This is a genomic window from Shewanella hafniensis (genome assembly GCF_019655335.1).
GTDB classification, from domain to species: domain Bacteria; phylum Pseudomonadota; class Gammaproteobacteria; order Enterobacterales; family Shewanellaceae; genus Shewanella; species Shewanella hafniensis.
Map to the genome: position 1 here is coordinate 1 of NZ_BPFD01000262.1, position 429 is coordinate 429.

Annotated in this window: 1 protein-coding gene; it reads left to right on the forward strand. The window is 60.8% G+C overall.

What is annotated here, in order from left to right:
• Nucleotides 1-157: 157 nt before the first annotated feature.
• A partial coding sequence (locus tag K5Q99_RS23240; RefSeq protein WP_220778165.1) for an SDR family NAD(P)-dependent oxidoreductase occupies nucleotides 158-429 on the forward strand: 272 nt, incomplete at its 3' end.

Below are 429 nucleotides of genomic sequence, written 5' to 3' on the forward strand. Positions count from 1 at the left end.
TAGGCGGGCGGCGTCTCGACCGCACCTGGGACGAGGTGCTGACGAAGATCACCCCGGTGGCCTGAATCCGGTCGGGGACACCGATTCGCGGTGTTTCCGCGCCAGTTTGTTACCATGAATTGTGTCTCCTGCGATCAACGGTGTTGGAGGAGTGACAATGACTGGATTGCTTGCTGGTCGCACCGCGCTGGTGACCGGTGGAACCGCTGGAATAGGTCGCGGAATCGCGGAGGTACTCGCACTCCACGGTGCCCGTGTTGCCGTGACCGGTGTGACCGAGGAAAGGTGTGCTCAGGCGCGCGAAGACGGACTCGACGTTTACCAACTCGACGTGCGGGACAAGAAAGCCTGCATCCGCGTGGTGAATGATGTTGCTACCGAGTGTGGTGGCCTGTCCGTGCTCATTGCTAACGCTGGTGTGTATCCCCA